The 20,939-nt window shown below is 33.6% G+C and carries 19 protein-coding genes; all 19 read left to right on the top strand.

The features are described from left to right. The first annotated feature begins 44 nt into the window (after nt 1-44). The 19 genes from IV87_RS00505 to IV87_RS00415 all read left to right on the top strand — a co-directional run bounded on the left by IV87_RS00505 (nt 45) and on the right by IV87_RS00415 (nt 20,633). Nucleotides 45-698 carry a YoaK family protein gene (locus IV87_RS00505; RefSeq protein ID WP_057804946.1) on the top strand — a complete coding sequence of 218 codons (654 nt, stop codon included), beginning with the start codon at nt 45-47 and terminating at the stop codon, nt 696-698. A 16-nt stretch (nt 699-714) separates the two neighbouring features. Then, the gene (nagA, locus tag IV87_RS00500) at nt 715-1,863 is read left to right on the top strand and encodes an N-acetylglucosamine-6-phosphate deacetylase (RefSeq protein ID WP_057804945.1); all 1,149 of its coding nucleotides are present in this window, start codon (nt 715-717) and stop codon (nt 1,861-1,863) included. Then, the gene (locus tag IV87_RS00495; RefSeq protein WP_057804944.1) at nt 1,860-2,258 is read left to right on the top strand and encodes a PTS sugar transporter subunit IIA; all 399 of its coding nucleotides are present in this window, start codon (nt 1,860-1,862) and stop codon (nt 2,256-2,258) included. Before nagA ends, IV87_RS00495 begins: the two co-directional genes overlap by 4 nt. Before the next feature lie 13 nt (nt 2,259-2,271). Next, nucleotides 2,272-2,763: a PTS sugar transporter subunit IIB gene (locus IV87_RS00490; protein ID WP_057804943.1), complete on the top strand. Its 492-nt coding sequence runs from the start codon at nt 2,272-2,274 to the stop codon at nt 2,761-2,763. Between the two features lie 26 nt (nt 2,764-2,789). Further along, entirely contained in the window at nt 2,790-4,364 is a 1,575-nt protein-coding gene (locus tag IV87_RS11160; RefSeq protein WP_083391847.1) for a PTS system mannose/fructose/sorbose family transporter subunit IID, read from the top strand. A 3-nt stretch (nt 4,365-4,367) separates the two neighbouring features. Further along, nucleotides 4,368-5,444, top strand: coding sequence for an SIS domain-containing protein (locus IV87_RS00480; protein WP_057804942.1), 1,077 nt, complete (start codon nt 4,368-4,370; stop codon nt 5,442-5,444). A 407-nt stretch (nt 5,445-5,851) separates the two neighbouring features. Further along, nucleotides 5,852-8,392 carry a sigma 54-interacting transcriptional regulator gene (locus IV87_RS00475; protein WP_057804941.1) on the top strand — a complete coding sequence of 847 codons (2,541 nt, stop codon included), beginning with the start codon at nt 5,852-5,854 and terminating at the stop codon, nt 8,390-8,392. Between the two features lie 106 nt (nt 8,393-8,498). Then, nucleotides 8,499-8,930 (top strand): PTS sugar transporter subunit IIA, encoded by a 432-nt coding sequence (locus tag IV87_RS00470; protein WP_057804940.1) that lies wholly within the window; start codon nt 8,499-8,501, stop codon nt 8,928-8,930. A 12-nt stretch (nt 8,931-8,942) separates the two neighbouring features. Beyond that, entirely contained in the window at nt 8,943-9,431 is a 489-nt protein-coding gene (locus IV87_RS00465; RefSeq protein WP_057804939.1) for a PTS sugar transporter subunit IIB, read from the top strand. Nucleotides 9,432-9,454: 23 nt separating this feature from the next. Then, nucleotides 9,455-10,282 carry a PTS mannose/fructose/sorbose/N-acetylgalactosamine transporter subunit IIC gene (locus IV87_RS00460; RefSeq protein WP_057804938.1) on the top strand — a complete coding sequence of 276 codons (828 nt, stop codon included), beginning with the start codon at nt 9,455-9,457 and terminating at the stop codon, nt 10,280-10,282. Beyond that, nucleotides 10,279-11,103, top strand: a complete 825-nt coding sequence (locus IV87_RS00455; RefSeq protein WP_057804937.1) for a PTS system mannose/fructose/sorbose family transporter subunit IID — start codon at nt 10,279-10,281, stop codon at nt 11,101-11,103. The genes IV87_RS00460 and IV87_RS00455 overlap by 4 nt, the downstream gene beginning before the upstream one ends. Before the next feature lies 1 nt (nt 11,104). Next, nucleotides 11,105-11,812, top strand: coding sequence for an MgtC/SapB family protein (locus tag IV87_RS00450; RefSeq protein ID WP_057804936.1), 708 nt, complete (start codon nt 11,105-11,107; stop codon nt 11,810-11,812). Between the two features lie 142 nt (nt 11,813-11,954). Continuing rightward, nucleotides 11,955-13,889: a BglG family transcription antiterminator gene (locus IV87_RS00445; RefSeq protein WP_057804935.1), complete on the top strand. Its 1,935-nt coding sequence runs from the start codon at nt 11,955-11,957 to the stop codon at nt 13,887-13,889. Nucleotides 13,890-13,893: 4 nt separating this feature from the next. Beyond that, nucleotides 13,894-14,340, top strand: coding sequence for a PTS sugar transporter subunit IIA (locus tag IV87_RS00440; protein WP_057804934.1), 447 nt, complete (start codon nt 13,894-13,896; stop codon nt 14,338-14,340). Nucleotides 14,341-14,350: 10 nt separating this feature from the next. Then, the gene (locus IV87_RS00435; protein ID WP_057804933.1) at nt 14,351-14,671 is read left to right on the top strand and encodes a PTS fructose transporter subunit IIB; all 321 of its coding nucleotides are present in this window, start codon (nt 14,351-14,353) and stop codon (nt 14,669-14,671) included. 13 nt (nt 14,672-14,684) lie between these two features. Then, a complete protein-coding gene (locus IV87_RS00430) occupies nt 14,685-15,812 on the top strand; it encodes a PTS fructose transporter subunit IIC (RefSeq protein ID WP_057804932.1) in 1,128 nt (375 codons plus the stop codon). A gap of 5 nt (nt 15,813-15,817) precedes the next feature. Beyond that, nucleotides 15,818-18,433, top strand: coding sequence for a glycoside hydrolase family 38 N-terminal domain-containing protein (locus IV87_RS00425; protein WP_057804931.1), 2,616 nt, complete (start codon nt 15,818-15,820; stop codon nt 18,431-18,433). A gap of 69 nt (nt 18,434-18,502) precedes the next feature. Then, nucleotides 18,503-19,270: a GRP family sugar transporter gene (locus IV87_RS00420; protein ID WP_082623474.1), complete on the top strand. Its 768-nt coding sequence runs from the start codon at nt 18,503-18,505 to the stop codon at nt 19,268-19,270. A 151-nt stretch (nt 19,271-19,421) separates the two neighbouring features. After that, nucleotides 19,422-20,633, top strand: a complete 1,212-nt coding sequence (locus IV87_RS00415) for an AbiH family protein (RefSeq protein WP_057804929.1) — start codon at nt 19,422-19,424, stop codon at nt 20,631-20,633. The last annotated feature ends 306 nt before the right edge of the window (nt 20,634-20,939 follow it).

Raw genomic sequence — 20,939 nt, 5'->3', positions numbered from 1 at the left:
CAAAAGTAGTGTACCAGATTTAACCAAAAATCGGAAGTGAAATAATGCAAAAGAATTCTGAAAATACCGGAGGTGTATTAACTTTTCTCTCAACTTTAATTATTGGAATATTAAATGCGTACTCTGTAGTTTTTAATCAGTCCACTTTAATTAGTGCTCAGACAGGTAATTTAATAAATTTGGGTATAAAACTTTCGCGAGGAGATTTGAAATTGGCATATTCAAATTTTGATTTATTAATTGGCTTTGCTATGGGGTGTATTTTTGCTTCTTTGATGATTAAGAAAAATGCACAAAATTATTTGTATGGTTGGAGTGTGTTTTCTTTGATTATTTGGGTGAATACGTTATTTCAAAACAGTATAGATATCAACTTAAGTATTCTTTCTTTTAGTTTCATTTCTGGTCTTGCGTTGACCTTATTTAGAAATTTTGGTGAAAGTAATCTGAATAATGGGATTATGACTGGAAATCTAAAAAATATGTATGTTAACGCTACGTTGAGTTTTAAAAAAAGAGAAAAGCAAAGCAAAGGTACTTTGAAAGATATTTTCGTAATTGTTTTCACCTTTTTTTCAGGAGGTGTGATAGGCGGATTTGTTTGTAGTTTTGGTAAATTGGCCATTTTGACCTTAACATCAATTTTATGTGTGATTCCTTTCGCTTTGAAAATACAGCAAGGAATCATTCGAAGATAGAAAGGGACAATATTATATGTTGATTAAAAGTAGCAAAGTTTTAATAAAAGATAAACTTCAACCTGCTGTACTAGAAATAGAAAATAGAAAAGTGAAATTTGTGCACAATTCAAAATACAAATGCGATATTGATTATGGTGATTCATTTATAGTCCCAGGATTCATTGATCTGCATATTCATGGTGGATATGATGCAGATGTACTTGACGATAACGCAAATTCATTTGAAAGAGTTAGACAACATTTATTGTCAGAAGGAACAACATCTTTTTTGGCTACCTCGACTACGTTAAAAAAAGATGAATTAATTAAGCGATTAAAAACATTAGGGCATAAAATTAGAGATCAAAATATTGATTCTGGATCCAACTGTCTCGGAATTCATTTGGAGGGCCCATTCATTAACCCTCAATATGCTGGTGCGCAAAATAGAGAGAGTATAATTACGCCAACTATTGAAGACTTTAAATCGTTCAATGATGCAAGTAGTAACACAATTAAACGTGTGACAATTGCTCCCGAAAAAGATAGTAATCTACTCCTTATTCGATATCTTCATGATCATAAAATTTTAGTGAGCATGGGACATTCAGGTGCGAGTTTTCAGGATGCCAAAAATGGAGAGACAGCCGGTGCAAAACTAGTTACACATATGTTTAATGGAATGCCACAGATTCATCACAGAGAACTTGCGTTGTCAGGATATGCATTGTTAAGTGATAGCTTAGTTTGTGAGTTTATTGCTGACGGAATTCATATAAATTTCAACACTGTTAATTTATTAAATAAGATTAAAACTTCCAAAAAATTGATTTTAATCACTGATTCAAATCGTACGAAAGGACTTCCATTAGGCGAATATGAACTACATGGTCGACAAGTGCAATTAAATGTTGATGGTAGTGTTCGTCTCAAAAAAGCCGGGACCTTGGCCGGTAGCATTTTAAAAATGAATCATGCAGTTAAAAACGTGATTCAAAATTCGTCTATTGAACAAGTTGAGGCATTCAAAATGGCCTCTTTATACCCGGCACAGCTGCTAAATATATCAAATTCAAAAGGAAGACTTGATCAAGGTTATGATGCGGATATTACCATTTTGGATTCTAATTATGAAGTGACTGAAACGTTTATACATGGTAAAAGGATGGAACAGAATAAATGAGAAATATACTTGTACTTACACATGGAGAATTTGCAAATGGTATAAAGGATTCACTTAAATTAATTACTGGTGTCTCAAGTCTAAATACATTAACAATCTCAGAAGATGACACTCCTAAAACTATAAAAGAACAAATAGAATTATTTCTAGAAAATAACAAAAATTCTGGAGAAATGATAATTCTAACGGATATACCAGGTGGAAGTTCAACACAATTTGCTTTTCCGTATTTAAAGAATTATCAAAATTTGTATGTAGTTTCGGAACTTAATTTGGCCCTTTTGCTTGAGATAGTTCTAAGTAATGAAGAAAATACTGATAAACTGTTGCACACGGCTATAGATAATGCAAAGGCCTCTCTCACATATTTAAATGATTTAGTAAAAGATAAATAAAAGGAGAAAAATTATGATTTCACTATTGCGTGTGGATGATAGATTAATACATGGTCAAGTTGCTGTGACTTGGACGTCATATCTCAGTGCAGATACCATAGTAGTTTCAAATGATAGGAATGCTAAAGATCCCTTTTTACAAATGGCCTTGACTTTAGCGAAACCACCAAGTGTAGATTTAGAAATTCTGACTACTGAAGACACAATTAAATTTTGTAATGATACTTCAAATAAACAAAGAAAAATGTTTTTGGTGGTTGAAAGTACAGATGATGCGCTAGTATTGACAAAAAGTATTCCCGATATAAAAAAAGTGATTCTTGGTGGTATTCGTAAAGCAGAAAATAGATATCGAATTGATAGACAAGTGTTTCTTTCTCAGAATGATCTTAGTAATTGCGACTCAATGATTAGTTTGGGAAAGCACGTTAGTGTTCAGGTAATTCCTTCGGAAAAGGAATTCTCAATTACTGAGGCTAAAAAAATTTATGCACAAAAACAATAATATCTTGATTGAAGGGGGATAACGTAATGTTTTTTCAAGCTTTAGCGTTGGGGATACTTGCTGGCCTTGCTCAATGGGATTCTCGCATGTTTGGTCAGAATATGTTAGACAGGCCCTTAGTTGTGGGCCCAATTGTTGGATTAATTTTAGGAGACTTTCAGACGGGAATTATTATGGGTGGCTCGCTTGAATTAGTTTGGATGGGTCTTGTAAATATCGGTGGTGCTACACCACCTGATATGGTTACCGGAGGTATCTTAGGGACGGCGTATGCAATTCTTTCGGGATTAGATACAAAAACGGCAATTGCCGTAGCTTTACCAATTGCAATTTTAGCTCAAAGCCTTGGTATCATTGCACGTGTCATTAATACTACTTTAAATAGTAAAGCCGACACATATGCCAAAAATGGAAATGATAAGGGTATCGAACATTTGCTTTGGTTTGGAGCGGCTGTGTTTTTCATATTATCATTTATTCCGGTTTTTTTAGGTATATTCTTCGGAGCAGATTTGGTTCGAGAAGTAGTTAAAGCAATCCCACAAAATATTTTAACTGGTCTTCAGATGTCAGCTGGCATATTACCTGCTTTAGGAATTGCCGTTTTGATGAGATTTATTTACGATAAGGATAGTGCTCCGTATTTATTTATTGGTTTTATTCTAGCTGCAGTTTTAAAAATGAGCATGGTTTCTGTATCCATTATTGGTGCATCCGTTGCGTACGTCACCTATCGAAATGCTGCTAGAGAAAATAAAATTTCATTTTCGTCGAACAGCGAAAGTAGCAGTGAGAAACCATTACGAGTTTTGGACAGAAGGACTTTTTATAAAACTATTTTTCGCTCTCTTGCCTTACAAGGCGCATTTAATTATGAGCGAATGCAGGGTATAGGTTTTTGTTTCACAGTATTGCCAGCGTTAAGGAAAATATATCCTGATAAAAAAGATTTAGCAGAAGCACTAAAACGACATGTTGTTTTTTTTAACACATCACCACAATTTGTTACTTTTATTGTCGGAATCGTTGTTGCTATGGAGGAAGAGAACGCGGCAAAGGAAGATTTTGATCCTTCGGCTATTGGAGCAATCAAAGCTGCTTTAATGGGACCATTAGCAGGAATTGGAGATTCATTTTTCTGGGGAACAATAAGAATAATTGGAGCAGGTATAGGTGTGGGACTTGCTTTGAAAGGAAATATTTTAGGTGCAATACTATTTATATTAATCTACAATATTCCACATTATATTTTACGGTTTGGTGGCTTGAAACTAGGGTACACAGGAGGAATGCAATTTATTCAAAAAGCATACGCAACTGGACTATTTGAAAAATTGACTGCCTCAGCCAAGTTATTAGGTACGTTTGTAGTTGGAGCAATGATTGCAACAATGGTTCAGATATCTACACCTCTTGTTTTCACTTCAAACGGTGCAAAAACAGTATTACAAGATACTTTCAACAATGTTTTACCAGCAATGCTACCATTAGGACTAACTTTTTTGGTATATTGGTTAGTCAAAAGAGGAATCAAGGTAGATTATATTATGCTTGGTCTAATGGTATTCGGTGTAGTGGGTGTACTAGTAGGGGTGTTATAAAAGATGATAAAAATGATTAAATATGTTAAAGAAACACCTGACATTCTGATTAGCATTCTTGAGAATAATGAAAGAATGTTGTCTGTAGTAAATCAGTACCTACACAAAACTACGATTCAACGAATTTATATTGTTGGTTCCGGGACTAGTTGCCATGCCGGAATTTCTGCGAAAAAATTCCTGGAGCATATACTAAAAGTTCAAGTTACACCTTTATTTCCAAATGAGTTTATTAATGAAATAACTGAGGATGGTCCACAAACCTTATTTATTGGGATCTCGCAAAGTGGAGCAAGTGTGTCTACTATTAATGCGTTGAAAGAAGCAAAGGCGAGAGGCGATATGTGTATAACAGTTGTTGGAGAAAAAAATACAGATGTTGAAGAAGTTGGAGACGTAAATGTATTTATGGATTGTGGTATAGAAACATCCTCTGCAAAAACTAAAGGATACGAAGCAACTGTTCTGACTCTCTTTCTTTTGGGATTAAGTTACGGTTTTCAAAACGAATATTTTAGTATTGATGTGTATCACAACTATATCAGAAATATCAGACGTATGATTATTAATTTACAATCGGTTATTGACGAAAGTATTCTGTGGGCTAAAGACACTGCAGTGGAGCTGTTAGATAAAAAAAGCTTTAGAGTGATTGGAGACCAAAATTGTATGGGTACCGTCATGGAGGGCACCCTAAAACTTTTAGAAACGGTCAGAGTAGGAGTAAGTGGTTACGAACTTGAGGAGTTTATGCATGGAGGATATAATGCTATTGATAAGTCAAGTGTCTTGTTAATAATCGAGAATACGCAGGATCAATATTATAAACGACAACTAAAATTAGTGAATTATTTGGCTACCAAAACAGACTATCAGTATTCTGTTAGTTCCGATAAAAACCAAAATGTACGTAGTTTAGTTTTACCGTTTATTAATGATTTGTACTTTTCTGCATTAGAATATATTATTCCATTTCAGTGTTTAGCCTATTATATTTCCACCGAAAAGGGAATTAATCCTGATATTGCGAGTGATCCTGAGTTTCATATGAAAATGGGTAGTAAAAATTTAAAGAAATAATAGAATTGAAAAGCTTCTGAATTATCCTGAAACTGAAAAGATCTTTAAAATGAATTAGTTAATTTAGAACTGGATTATAAATTTATTAATGTAAAAATTTTTACAAAGTGTAAAAAATTAACGTAAGTGTTGAATCGTACAGCGCTAAATTTGATAGTAAAAATAAATAGTCAACTTTCACTGCATTTTTGGGTGAAGGTTGGCTATTTATCAACATTTTGATCGAATACCGTATTATAGTTTATGTTTTTGAATTCTTCGAAAAATAAGAACGTAAATAATCGTTATTCTCACATGTTCTTCTTGTGTTTAAATTTGGAATTGAGTGTTTAAAACAATTTTGTTATGCTTTAATAAGTATTTAAGGAATGCTGATTCAAAATGGCTTAATAAACAGGGGGAGCAAAATGAATATAGAAAAAAGAATTATTTCAAAGCTACATGAAACTTTAGAAAAGCAGAACAAGGAAAGAATAACAACCTCTGATTTCGCTGAGGCAACAGGTCTTTCGAGATCTGTGTGTAGTAATTATCTAAATAAATTATTTAAAGCTGAATTGGTACAAAAGACAAAGAACAGACCGGTTGAATGGTATTTTTCTGAAGTTACTGGTGAGTCAGATAATAATATTGATTATTTTGATAATTACATTGGCAAATACGGCAGTCAAAAAGATATACTTGCAAACTGTATAGCAGCTGTGAAGTATCCACCAAAAGGTTTGAATATTTTAATAACTGGACCAAGTGGAACGGGGAAAAGCTATTTAGCAGAGAATATCTATGAATACACTAAAAATACGCATATTATTAGTGATTCTGCTAAATTTTTAACTTTGAATTGTGCTGACTATGCAAATAATCCTGAATTACTATCGTCGGTTCTTTTTGGCTATAAAAAAGGTGCGTTTACCGGAGCAGTGTCTGATTATGATGGCTTTTTAAAGAATGCTAATGGCGGCATTTTATTTCTAGATGAGGTGCATAGACTTTCTGGAGAAAATCAGGAAAAGTTATTTCAATTTTTGGATACCGGTAATTTTTATCCTGTAGGTGAGAACACAGTTTTAGAACATTCTGAGGTTCGTTTAATTTTTGCAACTACAGAAAATACCGATAATACGTTACTGACAACTTTTATGAGAAGAGTGCCAGTACATGTAAGGCTGTTAAAATATTCGGAGCGACCTTTAATTGAAAGAAATGAATTATTAGAATACTTATTCTTAGCTGAAGCTAGGCGATTAAATAAGTCAATAAGTATTGATGAGGCAACCTGGAAATGGTTTTTGAACAAGGATTTCGAGGGAAACGTTGGAAAAATAAAAAATGAAATTAGAATGATGTGTGCGATTTCTTATAGTCAAATTGCACAGAACATTAAAAAAATAGAAATTGGGCCACAAAAAACACATACCATTCAAATTGATGTTAACGCTAATTTTCTGAATAATATTGAACTGCTAAATTCTTTTTCCTTTTTAGTTGATAAAGCTATAAAGAAAAGTGATGAGATTGATACTGCACGTAATAATTTAATGGAATGTGTTCAAAAAAACATTACGTGTGATCTACTAGATCCAATAATTTATGCGGAAACAAAAGCAATTCTAGAGAAAAATTTACATCAAAAATTTGGCATAAAAATTCAAAAATATTTCAGCGTTCTTCTTGCTTTCATGACTTTAAAAAATGTGATTTTAGATACCGAAACTTTGAAGAAATGGCAAGAGATTTTAAGAACAAAGTGTCCACGAACAATGCACATTGCAAAATATGCGACTAAAAGTCTGCAACCTGATAATCAAGCCGCACAATTAAGTTTGACTATCATTTTGGCAATAATGATCTCTGATCAAACAGATGAGAATATCGGACTTCAAATTTTACTGATTTCACATGGTAGTCAAACAGCCAGTAGTATTCAGGCGGTGGTAAATCAACTAGGAGGTAATTATTTAGTTGATGCAATAGATATGCCTATTGATATATCTATTAATAAAATAGTAGAGAGCACGCTTAAGTTAATTACGGAATTTCAACGTATGACAGGTTTCATTTTAATGATTGACATGGGCTCGTTAAGTCAGCTGTATAATATGATTTCTGGAGAATTAGATAGTGATTTGTTGGTTATTAATAATTTGACGACCGCAACGGCATTAGATGTTGCACTTAAAGTACAAAGCCATCAAGACTTTAAAGAAATATCAAAATATGCAAAAGAAAACTATACTATTGAAAGTCAATACTACAGTGGCTTTTCACAGAAGAAAAATATTATTATATCTTGTATGTCAGGATTGGGTATTTCAGAAAAAATAAAAGATATCATGGAACCATTTATGCCTGAAAAAATTGAATTAAATGTTTTAGAGTATAAAGACTTGAAAGAACTGATTGCAGGAAATGAGGAAAATTATTTTGCTAATACTATTTTTATATTAACAACTTCTTCATTGCCTAAGAAATTTGCAATTCCTAATCTCAATGTTTATGACATTTTGGATCAAAGTGGTAAGGACTTTATTCACAGAGTTATGAATAAATACTTGTCAAAGAAACAACTTTATAGTCTTGATGAAGAATTATTAAGATTCTTTTCGTTAGAGGGAATTGCCGAGAGACTAATGTTTCTGAATCCTAACATCATTATGAATGATGTTGAAACAATTATTTTTAAGTATGAAAATTATTATGAATTTAATTTGGATGGAAAAATCAAACTGAATCTTTATATGCATATTGCATTAATGATCGAACGATTAATGTCAAATAGAACACGATTATCTATAGACAATGTTCCACTTTCTGCAGAGGCAAAGGAATTTTATAAAGTTACAAAAGATATTTTTAAGCCGATAGCTCTTAAGTATAATGTCGTTATTGATGATTACGAAATATCTCTATTATTTGAGATCTTTAAACTCTATATTAAAAAAGATTGAACACAAATTAAATAATTAAACATTAGTATTCAAAAGCCTAAATTCATGGGCTTTTTTTATTTGGCACGGAATTTGCTTTATAAAAGACAGAAGGGATGAGTTAAGGATGAATAGAATACTTGTAGCATCACATGGAAAGTTGGCAAGTGGATTGAAAAGCTCGATTGAATTGCTGTCTGGTTTGGGAGAAAAATTATCAGTAATCGATGCGTATATTGATGATACTGATTATACGGATCAAATAGATTATTTTATCAAACAATTGAAACACGAACCAGGAGTTATCTTAACTGATATAAAAGGAGGAAGTGTAAATCAGCGAGTTGTGCAGAGATTATTAGGACAAGAAAATAAAAATGTATTTGTGATTACGGGAGTAAATTTGCCATTAGTCATGTCTTTTGTTCTTAATAAAGATCCTGTAGATCGCAACCTAGTAGACAAAATTGTTGCAGAAAGCAAACTTGAAGTAATTGATTGGCAAATTCCAGATAATACAGATAAAAGTGAAGAATCAAATAGTGATTTTTTTAATTAAGGAGAGATAAAAATGATTGTACAGTTAAGAGTCGATGATCGTCTAATTCACGGACAAGTAGCACTTGTTTGGACGAAAGAATTAAATACACCAGGAATAGTTGTTGCGAATGATAATGCCTCAACAAGTGCACCGGTGCAAATGACGTTAAAAATGGCTACACCAACAGGCAAAAAATTACTAATTCGATCAGTTGATGAATCAATTAAAGTCTTTAACAATCCTAAAGGAAAGGATATGAGAATGTTTGCTCTAACAAATAATATAAAGGATGCCTTGAAAATTGCACAGAATGTAGACAATATTTTAGGCATTAATGTTGCAAACGTAGGTCGATTTGCAGATAAGTCAGAAGGAGAACCAGAGAAACTTACTAATACAATTATGGTTTCACCATCTGAAAAAAAGGCTTTAGAGGAATTAGTAAAAGTTGGGAAACCTACGTTTACGCAGGTCATTCCAAGTAACAATAAAGTATCTATTAGCAGTTTACTCAAGTAGTTAATTAGATTGGAGGAATAGAAATGTTAAAAGTGGCATTGCTAGCTGCATTAACAGTATTTATTTGTTATGGTGGCAATTGGCTTTTTGGTCAAACGATGATTGAGCGACCATTAGTTGTGGGTATGGTTACTGGTTTCATAATGGGCGATCTACATACTGGTATTATTATGGGTGCCTCTCTTGAAGCAATCTTTATGGGCGCTGTCGATATTGGAGGTGCACTTTCTGCAGAACCTGTTACCGCAACGGTTCTTGCAACAACTTTTTCGATAATTATGAATGTTAATCAAAAGGCAGCTCTAGCGTTGGCGGTTCCAATTGGTGTGTTTGCAGCGTTTATTTCCATGTTTTTAAAGAATGTTGTGATGAATATCTTTGTTCCTATTATCAATAAACAGGCCAGAGAAAATAATCAAAAAGGATTAACTTTCACACATTTCTTTATGTGGTTCTTAAATTATTTTATATTTTCTCTAGTAACCTTCTTTGGCGTACTTGAAGGAGCGCAACCAGTACAAGCATTAATTAAAGAAATACCTGATAATTTAATGGCCGGATTATCTGCAACCGGTGGACTTCTACCAGCAGTTGGATTTGCTATTCTTATGAGAATGTTGTGGAGTAAAGAATTATCTCCATATTATTTTTTGGGATTTGTTATGGTGGCATATTTGAACCTCCCTTCAATAGCTGTAGCGGTTATTGGCGTAATTATTGTGATATTGAATGCCTATAGAGATAGACAGCTTTTGCAAATTGAAAATAATCAGAAGAAAGTAAGCGTAGTTAATACAGAAGATTCGTTAGCTAACTCAGAAGATAAAGAAGAGGAGGATTTCTTCGAATGAAATTAACTAAAGATGTATCAAAAGAAGATAAAAAAATGTTAAACTCTATATTTTGGCGTTCATTTACAGTTTTTGGAAGTCGTGCGGGTGCTTCAATGGCACATGCTCCTGGTTTTATTTATTCGATAATGCCTGCAATTAGAAGGTATTATAAAAATCCAGAAGATCAGGCTGAAGCATTGTCTCGACATACGACATGGTATAACATAACGCAAAATGTGGGTACATTTGTTATGGGACTTGTTGCATCAATGGAAAAAAAGAATAGTGAAGAAAAAGATTTCGATCCTGATTCAATTGTTGCTTTAAAAACTTCTTTAATGGGACCATTATCAGGGATTGGAGATTCAATTTTTTGGGGTGTTCTACGTGTAATTGCAGCGGGTGTCGGTATCAGCTTAGCTGCACAGGGATCAATTCTTGGCCCTATTCTATTTTTGATAATTTACAATGTTCCTTCAATCTTAACTAGATATTATTTGACGTATATGGGTTTTACGTTAGGATCAACATTTATTGAAAATATTTACGAGAGCGGCAGTATGAAACTCTTGACTAAGGCAGCTAGCACACTTGGTTTGTTAATGATTGGTAGTATGACGGCAAGTATGGTTATTTTTAAATCAAAACTTTCCATTCCTATTTCAGATGGTAAACCAATCTTAATTCAGACATATATGGATCAGCTGTTTAAAGGGTTAATTCCACTTTTAGTAACACTTGGATGCTATTGGTTATTGAGCAAAAAAGTTAACGTTAACTGGGTGTTATTAGGCGTACTAGTATTAGCAATTACTTTAGGACTTCTTGGAGTTGTTTAAAATGACGACAACTGTTGGATACGTGGATATAATAGCTCGTTTAGCAGTGAGTATAATTGTTTCGGGAATGATTGGATATGATAGAGAACATAAAAATAGACCAGCAGGTATTAAGACTCATATACTTGTTTGTGTGGGCGCATGTATAATAGCAATGATTCAACGAGAAATTGGATTTCAAGCAATCGTTGCTGCACAACAGTATCCGAAGTTTTCAGGAGTTATTCGTGCTGATGAGGCAAGACTTATAGCACAAGTTGTTAGTGGTGTCGGCTTTCTTGGAGCAGGAACAATTATTGTGACTCATCATAGCATTAGAGGGCTGACAACGGCAGCTTCATTATGGGCAACCGCTGGTTTAGGAATAGCGGTGGGTATGGGATATTATAAAATTGCACTTATAAGTGCTGTCTCTGTAATTTTAGTATTAACATTGATTAGTCGAATTATACGTGTTAATTCGTTTAAGAAAATTGAGATAAAATATCAACACAAAGAGGAAACAAAAGAATTCATACAAGAATATTTTGAAAAAAAAGCTATAAAAATAACTGATGTTAATTTTAGTGCTTCTAAATCAGAATACGATTCTGTTATATATAAGAATATTTACACGATCGAATTACCGAAGAAAGTAAGTTATGCTGAAATTATTGAAGATATTTCAATGAATAAAAATATATTAATGATTCAAACAATCAGTGTATAGAAAATTAAGCCGTCAAATAAGGAAGTAATTCTTATTTGACAGTTTTTTTATCTATTTCCACATTAATCTGGTAATACGATTCGTTGTAAGCGCTTAATAATCCTTTATACTAAAATTGTAGGGATGAAATGGAGGTGAAGTAATGGTTAACTTAAATGCTCGTCAATTAACACTCGTTAAAATTTTATTGAATGTTCGTCGAACTACGGCAGGTGAGTTGGCCAAAAAGGTAGGTGTTTCGGAGAAAACCGTGTACAACGATCTAGAAGTTATTGAACCATTTTTACAGGAATATGATGTCATGGTTGAGCGACAACCGCGAATTGGTATCACAGTACAAGGAAATGTAACTAATCCTCAAGAGTTGTTAAACAAGATTTCCAGAAAACGTTCGGTGCCGGACAATGATAAGGAACGGGTGACGTATATACTAACTCAATTACTTAAAGCAAATAGTTTTCTTACAGTTGAACAACTGTCGGATGAATTATTTATAAGTCCTAAAACCATTGAGCGAAATTTAAAGCAATTAGAATCTCAAATTAAGTCACAAGGTGTTCAACTTGAGAGACATCAAAAAAAAGGTGTGCGTTTAGTTGGTAGTGAGCCACAGAAACGTAAGATACTTTTTAAAACTTTAAATTCATTCTGGGATAATCATTGGGTAGCAAATCACAATCCCTCAGAGAACTTTATGAGCTATCAACAAATTACAAAAGATTCATTGATATCCAGTGAAATGACCGGTAAGTTAGTCAAAATTGTCACACAATTTGTTGAACAACAAAATGTCAAAATGTCAGATTATGCTTTTCAGTCATTAGTAATTCATTTAGCTATCGCAGTTCAACGTGTTACGGATGGAAATGCAATTCCTAAAAGTTTTCAGTTCTTTAAAAAATTAGGTAACCAAGAACGAGATAAAGCCATAATTTTGGCAAATATGATTCAGAAACAGTTAAATATTACGTTACCTAAAGAAGAACTTGGTTATATTCAGTTACATTTGATTTCGGCAACTACGGGTGTTACTAATCTGACACTCAAAAGTTCTCAATCGCCAGTTAAGGATAGATTAAGACTTTTACTTAAAGAATTTGGAATGGATGAGGAATTGTTGGCAGGGCTGACGTTACATTTGGAATCGGCATTAAATCGATTACAAGTGGGTGCTAGTATAAGTAATCCTTACACAAGTATTATTAAACGCAATTATACACAGGCATTTGATGAAGCGTTAAAAATTGCCAAAGACTACGAGAAAAATGAACAGGTTCAGATGAATGATGATGAAGTTGCGTATCTGGCACTTTACTTAGAGGCATTTTTGGAAAGGCAACGAACAAATCATAGCCGGTTACGAGTGATTATTGTTTGCAGTACTGGTCTAGGATCCGCGCAGTTGCTGGCGGCAAAGGTTAGAAAAGAATTTCCTGAGTTGCAGATTGTTGGTGTGTTATCAATTCAAGAACTACAAACAAAATCGTTACAAGATGTTGATCTAGTTATTAGTACAATTCAAATTCAGTTAAGTGGGATTCCAACGGTTGTGGTTTCACCACTATTAGAAAGTGGAGAACTTCAATCAATTAAAAATATGATTCAGCAATCCAAACATGCACAAAAAACTAAAAACTCAGAATTTAAGAAGCTAATTTATCCAGAATTGACTTTTGCTAATAAACAGTTAAACAGTTGGCAAGAAGTTATTCAATTTATTGGTGAAAAATTGATAAAACATGGTTTTGCTCTAAAAGGCGTCACAGAAAGTGCGATTCAACGAGAGCAACTATCCTTCACTAGCTTTGGTAGTTATGCAGTACCACATGCTAATCCAAGTTTTGTTCAAAAACCAGTCATTGCAATTTGTTCATTGGCGCATCCAATAAAATGGGGTAACCAGAATACTTCAATAGTTTTTTTCATTGCAATGACTAAAAAGTTAACGCAACCACAAATTGATAGTGTATTTGATGATTTTTATGATCTGGTTAGTAATAGTCGATCACTAGAAAAGTTAGTTGATAGTTCAACAAATACAGAACTATTTAATAAATTAATTGAGAAGGAGAATTGAGGCAATGGCACTTACAAAGATTATTCAACCGAAATTGGTAAAATTTAATTTGATTGCCAGTGATCGAGATGCAGTTATAGATCAGTTGGCTGATTTATATTTAAAAAACGGAGTGATTACAGATAAAGAACGGTACATTGAAGCTGTTAACGAGCGTGAAACAGAAGGAACTACTGGTATTGGTGGAGGAATTGCCATTCCACATGGAAAATCTGAAGTGGTTAAATCCTCTGCAGTTGCCATCGCGAAACTAGCTAAGCCAGTTGAATGGCAGGCCTTAGACGATAAACCGGTAGAATATGTTTTTCTATTGGCCATTCCGGATGATGGTGATAATGAACACTTGCAACTTTTATCGGAATTAGCTGGAACTTTAATGGATGATGATGTACGTGAGAAATTAGAGTTAGCGGATTCAAAAGAAGATTTAGAAAAAATATTTATGAAATGAGGGAATTATTATGGCAAGAAAATTATTAGCAGTTACGGCTTGTGCAACAGGTGTTGCTCATACGTATATGGCAGAAAAAGCTTTAATCAAAGCAGCTAAAAAAATGGGTGTTTTAATCAAAGTAGAAACACAGGGAGCGACCGGGATTGGACATAAATTAACAGCTAAGGATGTTCAAATTGGAGAAGCTGTTATTTTTGCAACAGACACCAAAGTGAGAGATGCAGAACGATTTGAAAATAAAAAAGTTATGCAGATCAATGTAAGCGATCCCATAAAAGACGCAGAAAAGGTAATTAATGATGCTTTAGCGTTGGCAGATAAAAAGTGAGGAGCTGAGTAAAATGACGTGGAAGAAATTTGGTAAGCAGTTAGAAACACATATTATGACTGGTATTTCTTATATGATTCCGGTTGTAATCTCTGGTGCGGTATTAATGGCAATTAGTCGTGTTGGGGCATCTTTCTTTGGTATTTCAGATATTTGGGATCCGAAGTGGGCAAAAAGTGCCAACATGATCATTAGGTTTTTAAATGTAGATGATGGTTGGGGTGGTATTGCCTTAGGACTGATGTTCCCAATCATTTCGGCGTATATTGCCTATTCAATCGCAGATAAAGGTGGTATTGCACCAGGTATTATTGGAGGTCTCTTGGTAGCCAATATGAATGCCGGATTCTTAGGTGCATTAGCTTCTGGTCTTATTGCCGGATATACAGTTAAGTTCTTAATTGATCATATTCATCTTCCAGAAGCTGCAAAGTCAGTGCTACCTGTATTTATTGTTCCAGTGGTCGGGGCGTTTGTGACGTTATTTCTAATTCAGTATGTAATTGGTATTCCATTTGCCAGTTTGAATACAGGATTAGCTGCCTGGTTGAAAGGAATGACGGGTACAAATAGAATTTTGTTAGCCGCAATCGTTGGTGGCATGGTTGGATTTGATTTAGGTGGACCTGTTAATAAAGCCGCTGTTACAACTGCAATGGCACTTTTAACAAGTGGTGTTTATGATCCTAATAAAGCTGCTCAAGTTGCTATTATTATTCCGCCACTAGGTTTAGGACTAGCAACAGTTTTAGGCAAACGTAAATTCAATAACGAATTAAAAGAAGCCGGAAATGCTTCACTAGTTATGGGACTGATTGGTGTTAGTGAAGGTGCAATTCCTTTTGCCGTTGAATCACCATTGAAGGTTATTCCAGCAAATGTGATTGGTTCAGCAGTAGGTAGTGCGATTGCGCTTGGACTGGGAGCTGTTAACCGAGCACCAATTTCAGGATTTTATGGTTGGTTTGCTGTTGAAAAATGGTGGGTTTATATCTTTGCAATTTTAGTTGGAACCTTAATTGTTACAGGGTTAACACTCTTATTCCGTAAGGATATTAAGGAAGAACAACCAGAAGAAACTGAAGAAAAAAGTGATGATAACGATAGTGAGTACTTTTCTGAAGATCAGTGGGAGAATTAGTTAAAATGTCTAAGAATATATCAACAGTTTACCTTGTTAATCATACTCATTGGGATCGCGAATGGTATTTTTCTGGTCAAGATTCGATAATTTTAAGTGATCTACTTTTTACCAGTGCGATTAAAGAATTAGAGGCACATCCCAAGATGAAGTTTGTACTCGATGGTCAAATTTCTATTCTTGATGACTATCTGAATGTACGACCAGAGCTGCTGTCCAAAATCAAACAATTAGTTGCGGATGATCAGTTACAAATTGGGCCTTGGTATACGCAATCCGATGCACTGCATGTAAAAGGAGAATCCTTACTTCGAAACGGTATTATTGGTCAATTAAAAACTCAAAAATATGGTTCGCGAATGAAAGTAGGCTACTTACCTGATACATTTGGATTTAATAGTCAGTTACCGGTGATTTTGAACGAGTTGGGGATTGATAATTTCGTTTTTTGGCGGGGAATCGATCCAAATAAAACCGATGGCTTCTATTTTAATTGGCAAAGTCTGAGTGGTTCGAAAAATGTGACCGCAATTAATATGCCACAGGGATACGGAACGGGGATGTTGTTAGAACCTAGTCATCATTATGTGGATTATCGATTAGACCCGGCAGTCAATTTTATTGAAAAACATTCAGCTAATTTTGAAAAAGATGTCTTAATTCCAACTGGCAACGATCAAATGGATATTATTCATGATTTTGAGTCTAAAGTAGCCCAAATCAATGAAATCGGTAAGTATAAATATAAAATTGATGACTATGCCGGATTTGTCAAAAAAATTCAGCGTAAAGATCTTTCAAACTATGTTGGTGAATTTCTAGATCCAATTTTTGCACGTATTCACCGTAGTTGTGGATCAAGTCGCATGAATATTAAATTAGCCGTAAGTCATTTAGAAACTAAACTCATTCATGAAGTGGAACCAGTTATGGTGATTGGCAAAGCTTGCGGTATTGATTTGAGTAATGGTGTTTTAGTAGCAGCTTGGGAAAAACTATTAAAAAGTCAAGCACATGATAGTTTAGCAGGTAGTGTGGTTGATTCAGTTGCTGATGACATTATGCACCGTTTAAAAGAAGGCGAGGAGCTTGCTGACAGTATTATTAATACAGTGCAGCGAATGATTAGTCGTCAATTAAAATTAACCACTAACCAAGTTTTATTACTAAATCCTTTGCCCGAAAAAAGAGTGGACTTTCAAAAAATACACGTAATTGCTTCTCAAAAATATATAGAGTTTGATGACGTTCAAGAGTGTTATCAATTGAAACAAAGCTATGTAAAAGAGCGCAAAAATGTGCTAAAAGAAGTTCCAGGAGGTACAGAAGAAGTTACAGAAGCTGGCTATTACGTGACGGATTATTTAATTAAAACGGAACTGCCATCAATGGGATATAAGATTATTAGCTTTCATAGTGTAGAAAATGAATTAAAACCCGAAATTCAGGATGAATTAAAGATTAGTGATTCGAAAGTTGAAATTTCATTTAGAAATCAAAATCTAGTTTTCAGTCGATCGCACGGAGAAAAAATTGAAAACTTCCTGTTCTTAGAAGATCGAGGTAATGCGGGTGATACCTATGATTTTTCGCCTTTACCTGAAGATAAAAAAATCACTTTACATTTTGAATCAGGAAAAGTGGTTAAAAATAAGCATTTTCAACAGTTGATTCTAAAGGGGAGTACATTGTTACCTTTCTCGTTAGAAGATCGTCGTTTACACAAATACAATAAACAATTTAGTTACACGGTTAAGTTAACGTTGCTTGAACTAGGGCAAATTGATGTTCAAATTAATTTTGATAATACAATCGAAGATCATCAACTTACGTTAGGAATTAACACAGGTGCGAAGGAAAATGCTAGAGCCTCTGTACCATTTGGATATTTGACGCGTAATTCTGAGAAAAATGTAAGTTGGCAAAAGAAATATGCAGAGCGTCCTATAAATTACTGGCCACTAGATAATAATGTTTCGGTAACTGATGGATCAAACCAAAACATATCGATTTTTACGGATGATGTGAAAGAATACCGACAACAGAATGAAAAATTATTGTTTACATTGTTAGCCACAACTGATCAACTAGGAAAACCAAATTTAGTTAATCGGCCTGGTCGCGCATCGGGTGATACAACTAAATTGGGACATCCGTTAATTGCAACGCCAAAAGCGGAACTGTTCCAAAAATTTCAATTTAATTTTCATATTTGTTTGACCGATCATTTTGATGAACTAGCGACTGCTAAAAAGTCAGTTCAGTTTTTAAGTAGCGTGTTGAGTTATCAAGTTCAAGAATTAAACCTTTTTGAAAATCGATTAGATAATAAATTACAAGACAGTTTAGTTCCAGATAAAAAATTACCTGTAAAACTTAGCTTGTTAAAAATTCCAAACGACTTAGTGATAAGTGCTTGTTATCCTGATTATTTCGATGAGGATGCAGTAATTGTGCGAGTAACCAATCCAACTAAAGGTACGGTATCTTTTAATTTACCTAGAGGAGTAAAAGTCGTTGATGCGGTTGATGAACCAAAAAAATTTGAAGGAAAAGTAGACCCATATGATATTTTAACTTTGAAATATGCTAGTACAAATAAGTTGATGAATATGGAATAGAAGCATAAATTTTATCAAGATATCGTTGAGTTATTTTGACGCAACGATATCTTTTTTTGTGAGGTTTTTATGATGACAATACTTATTGGATTAATTCCAGCTATTATTTGGGGAATAATGCCAACAATTTTATATTATGTCAAGGGTAGTGCAATCGAACAGTTACTTGGAACTACATTTGGAACGTTGATCGTATCGATTTTAGTGTTTATTTACTTTAAACCACAAATAAATTTGACGACAGGGATGTTCAGCTTAGTTTCTGGAATAGGATGGAGCATTGGTCAGTATGGTCAGTATTGGGCTTATCAACGGATCGGTGTGAGTAGAACCTTTCCTATTTCGGCAGGATTACAGATTATTGGGAATACTTTAATTGGCGGTTTGGTGTTTGGCGAATGGCAAGGTAGTGAGCAATTTGTATTCGGCGTTATCGGTATAACTACTATTGTTGTAGGATTGATTATTGGTAATATGACGCGATCTAATAAATTGGAAACAGACGGCAGTTCCCATAAGATCGACTATTTAATTTTAATTCTCACAACCGTTGGTTATTGGAGTTATTCAGCTTTTCCCAAATTAATTCAAAATGGCAATGCAGTTGCAGAGCTGTTACCTCAAGCAGTTGGGATGACATTAATGGCAAGCGTCCTTGCGGTAATGTTTAATCGAAATACCAACTTACATTTCAATAGAGTGCGATTGAATACACTAGTAGGAACATTGTTTGGTGTTGCTGCAGGGACTTATCTTTGGTCAATGTCGTTGAATGGGTTGGTTAATGCTTTTTTACTGTCTCAAATTTGCCACTATACTGGGAATTGTTTGGCTTAAAGAAAAGCCGGTAGTGGGGATGCTGCGTGTTTTTATGGGATTGGTGTTTATTTTTGTTGGGAGTGTTGTGGTGATTGTTATGACAAATTGATCAATATTTGCAACTTGTTTTAAATAGCTTATACTAAAATAAAACTTTTGGAGGAAGATAATGGCACGTGAACAAGTTACTAATTTGGTTATTATTGGAAATGGATTTGATTTGGCATGTAATATTGAAACATCTTTTAGTAATTTTATTTCTTCAAAATACAATGAACTTAAAAATGAATTTAAAACAGCGTATATTGACTTTCTAAATTTTTCTAAAAACAGCCGAATACATTCAAATACTGAAGAAAATATGATTAAAGAGTTTGAGGAACGTTTTTTAAAATTAAATGGAACGGAAAATTTCTGGATGATTCTTTTGTTACTTAACATGCAAATTCATGCAATACCTAATTGGTGTGATATTGAAGCAGTAATAAGAGATTTTTTGTTAAATAATTCAGAAATAAATATACAAAAACTGATTTTTTATATCACAAAAGAACAAAAAGAAAATAATCAAAACTTTACTATTGGATACTCGAGTGAGAGTTCTCTAAATTTTTTAGAAATATGTGCATTAATTTTGTTGAAAGAAAATCAAAAAATAGATCAATTTATGAAGAGCCCATATCGATATTTGATGTGTCAACTGAAAGATTTTGAGTCGAATTTTCGTTTATATCTTAATGAAGTGGTAAAAGCGAAGGCTACAGAATATAATTTAAAATCCGGAAAGTTATTTGACTTAATAGTTCAAGATGATTTTTCTGCTGTTAATAATGAAGTTGAAAACATTGTGGATTTTAATTATACGATGCCAGCAGTTTTTGACAATCCAACTCAGATTGGCGGAGTAATGACAAAAATTGCACGCGTGGATCATGTTCATGGAGATCTTAAGGATAATAATTTGATTTTGGGAATTGATAGCTCAAATATTAGTGTTGATGACGAAAAATATAAGTTTACAAAAACTTATCGAGAACTTTCATTGCATATTAATCGTACAAAAAATCGACTACTTCCCAATACAGTTAAAAGAATTAATATTTTTGGACACTCCTTGGATGAACAGGATTATTCTTATTTTCAAGCAATTTTTGATAGATACGATCTTTATAGTTCGGAAGTAGTCATCGAATTTGATTACTCAATTTATAATTTAGATTTAAAGAGTCAAATTAAGGGCCAAGTTTACCAAGGTATTATTGACCTAATACAAAAGTATGCAGACACATTAACAAATGTTGCTCATGGTAAGAACCTTTTACATAAATTGTTACTTGAGGAAAGACTGATTATGAGAGAAATTGATATTAATGATTTATAACGATTTGTTTTAAAAAAATAAGTCATCGCAAATTTAAAGTTTTCATTAATTTTATAATTCAAGATTGATTGTATGTACTAGTCTCGATCAAGCTGACAGATGAAATAATACAAAAGTTGAATCTTTTCTAAACGGCTTCATTCCATTAAGGCATTATCAAATAGAATTCTTGATTAATAAACCACTGACAGTTTTCCATTTTGATTCTTTAGAATAGTGTTTGTTACGGTGAACTTAGAAGAGTTTTATGATTACATTAAAATGATACCTAACTTGCCAATCTCTTGTGATAGGGTTTGAAACCAG

The organism is Pediococcus ethanolidurans (assembly GCF_001437405.1).
Classification (GTDB): domain Bacteria; phylum Bacillota; class Bacilli; order Lactobacillales; family Lactobacillaceae; genus Pediococcus; species Pediococcus ethanolidurans.
Note: the sequence above shows the minus strand (reverse complement) of the source record. Positions and strands in the feature narration are given on the sequence as shown.